Annotated in this window: 2 protein-coding genes; both read right to left on the bottom strand. The window is 40.0% G+C overall.

What is annotated here, in order from left to right; genetic code table 11:
- Window positions 1-285 precede the first annotated feature (285 nt).
- Window positions 286-801, bottom strand: coding sequence for a chemotaxis protein CheW (locus H7844_15715; protein ID MEO5358727.1), 516 nt, complete (start codon window positions 799-801; stop codon window positions 286-288).
- A 13-nt stretch (window positions 802-814) separates the two neighbouring features.
- Window positions 815-2,467, bottom strand: a complete 1,653-nt coding sequence (locus H7844_15720) for a methyl-accepting chemotaxis protein (GenBank protein ID MEO5358728.1) — start codon at window positions 2,465-2,467, stop codon at window positions 815-817.
- Between the last annotated feature and the right edge of the window lie 334 nt (window positions 2,468-2,801).

Consider the following 2,801-nt stretch of genomic DNA (forward strand, 5'->3'; position numbering starts at 1 on the left):
TTATGCTAAAGATGAAAATGATTACAAACTCTTGCTCCCACAATATATTGACCGTAATCTTATGCTATAAAATCACGAGTGGGGCTAACTTGACGCTTACACTTCTTCCTTTCTGGTATCACCTCGTCGAAGTCTTCAAGCGTCATAAACATGTTGTTACTGTTCTTTTCATACAACAAATGTCGTTGTAGGCAAACGTATGGGTCTGTCCAATATTTTGCCATTATTATTATGGGTGCACCACATGGACAGTCCTACAGTGGCATTACAACGCTATTAGTAGTTTCAGACCCCGACATGCTCCAGTTCAGCCTCTGAATGTTCGTCTCTCATATCAGTAACCATTGTTAACTCATTTGCAGAAAATATCCTGTCTATATCTAAAAGTATTATAAATTCCTCTCCTTGTTTACCCATCCCCTCGATAAACTCGTTGCTTAACTGCGTACCTATCTTTGGCGGTGGCTCTATTGCATTTCTCTCCAGTTCCATGACCTCTTTGACGCTGTCAACCATGGCTCCCAAAACAATTTTCTCACCCTCCATATCAACCTCTGTAATTACAACACAGGTATCTACGGCCTTATCTGTAAAAGACATACCAAACTTTTGCTTTAAATCTATCACAGGGACAACGCTGCCACGTAAATTAATAACGCCTCTCATAAACTCTGGCGTCCTTGGCATCTTTGTAACAGTGGTAAATTCTAACACCTCTCGTATTTTTTCTATGTGAAGCGCAAAAACCTCATCATCAAGTTTGAATGTTAGAAATTGCATTACTTCGTCTTCTTCTGTCATTTAACACCTCCTCTTAATATGATTCGAATTCGCTATCATCTTTGACATTCATGGATGACCTCGTAACGGGTTTAACCTTCTCGTGTGTCAAGTGTGCTATCTTAGACGGCTGTTTTTTAGCACCAGTTGTTACCCTTCGTTGTTCGCCAGTTTTAAAAAATGATATTGCTGCCGAAAGTTGTTCAGCCTGTGATGTTAGCTCCTCAGAGGTTGATGCCATCTCCTCAGACGCAGAAGCGTTTTGTTGAATCACTTGATCAAGCTGTGTTATAGCCTTGTTTATCTGATCAGCACCTGCGTTTTGTTCACTACTTGCCGCACTTATTTCCTGAACCAGTTCTGCAGTCTTTTGTATGTCAGGTACTAATTGTTTAAGCATTGTACCAGCTTTTTCTGATACCTGAACAGTTGTTGACGATAAGGTGCTGATTTCACCGGCTGCTTTTTGACTGCGTTCCGCAAGTTTTCTTACCTCTGAGGCTACAACTGCAAAACCTTTTCCGTGTTCACCGGCACGTGCCGCCTCTATTGCTGCATTAAGCGCTAAAAGATTGGTTTGTCTTGCTATTTCTTCAATAATAGATATTTTACTTGCTATTTCTTTCATGGCTTGTACTGCCTCATCCACGGCCTTACCACTTTCTTGTGCGTCTTGGGATGCTTTTGCTGCCATCTTCTCCGTCTGCTGGGAATTATCGGCGTTTTGTTTTATACCGGAAGCCATCTCCTCCATTGACGATGATACCTCTTCTACCGCTGCCGCCTGTTCCGTGGCTCCCTGTGAAATCACCTGAGCTGTACTGCTTAATTCTGCACTACCCGATGACACATTATCTGCTGATACGTTTATCTCTCCTATAACACTCCTCAGTTTCTCTACCATATCGTTTAGCGCATTGGCAAGCTGGCCTACTTCATCCTTTCTGTCCATATGTATCTGCCCGCTTAAATCACCGCTTGCTATACCCTTTGCAAATACCACTCCACTCTGCAGTGGATTGCTTATCGAACAGGAAATAGTAATTCCTAAAAACATAGCAGCAATTACGCCTATAATTATAGCAATTATTAAATTTCTCTTAGCTTTACTGCTTATTTCATCACCTTTCTTCATCTCTTCTTTTGCTACTTTATCGTTTATATCTATTATCTTACCTAAAAGCCCCTCAGCTACTTTGAAAGAATCCGATGCTGTCTTTAAACTTTGATTACGTACTTTCTCCTCAAAGGATTTATCATGCTCATATTGCTCATGTAACTTCAGATATTCCTCAACATCCTTTTCCCATGCTTTCCATGTCGGCACAAACTGCTTCCAAAGTTCAGCCTCCTCTTTTGTCTGTGGGAGAGGCTCATATATCTTCCACGCATCATTTGCCCTCTTAAAAGCATCCTTAATATGCTTTGTTTCCCTTTTTATACGCTCAGCACCTATATTGGCAATTAACATAGTTCTTTCTGCCGACTTTACTGCAGTCTGCGCTTCATTCATTATTTCAAGAGCATAAATACTCGGAAGGCGAACTTCCCCCACCTCATCCGCTGTTTTCATTATACCATTCATTCCAATGAAACCAATCCACCCTACAACTGCCGTTATAATGGCCAGCAGTGAAAATGTTCCTATTAACTTTGTGCAAATTTTCGTGTTATCAAGAAATTTCATTTTTATCTCCATGTGTATTTTTTTATAATAATCACAGCCATAAACGGCTTCCTCTTAAACATACCCTCTTTTACTCCATATGATATTTTCGCACCGGAGATATACTAACAGATATCTTTATATTTTGTAAAAAATTCATTTTGCAGTTCACTCTTTAAACAACATGGCTAACGTACCATTTCTAAGAGATATTCGCCCTGCATTACCTTTAATTGCCTTTACTTCCGGTTATTAGTAAGCGTCAAGTTAACCCCACCCGTGATTTTATAGCATAAGATTACGGTCAATATATTGTGGGAGCAAGAGTTTGTAATCATTTTCATCTTTAGCATAA

Source organism: Nitrospirae bacterium YQR-1 (assembly GCA_039908095.1).
Classification (GTDB): domain Bacteria; phylum Nitrospirota; class Thermodesulfovibrionia; order Thermodesulfovibrionales; family Magnetobacteriaceae; genus Magnetomonas.